The sequence below is a fragment of the Citrobacter sp. HN-141 genome (genome assembly GCF_033341895.1).
Taxonomy (GTDB): Bacteria; Pseudomonadota; Gammaproteobacteria; order Enterobacterales; family Enterobacteriaceae; genus Citrobacter.
In genome coordinates this window covers 1-230 of record NZ_JAWPBF010000072.1, presented here as the reverse complement: position 1 = coordinate 230, position 230 = coordinate 1, and the positions used below count along the sequence as shown (strand labels likewise).

The 230-nt window shown below is 50.0% G+C and carries 1 pseudogene; it reads left to right on the top strand.

Annotated elements, in window-relative coordinates:
- Nucleotides 1-230, top strand: a pseudogene (locus tag RYZ59_RS24630) (DUF3944 domain-containing protein); the annotation flags it as partial.

Sequence of the window (230 nt, the reverse complement as noted above, 5' to 3'; positions counted from 1 at the left end):
GAAACGCTGACTTACGATCCTCAGTATAAAAAACACAAGCCCAACCACCCGCGCTACTGGGATGCCATTGCCGCCGAAGTTCAGACGTTTGGGGCGAACAGCTTTGCCACGCTGCTCCGCTGGGGTAAAGGGGTGCTGTACCGGGAAATTCTCACCGATGCCTGCGATAAAATGAAGGTGAACTACAACAACAAATCCAGTGTTGAAACCATTGAAATGAATCTGCTGAT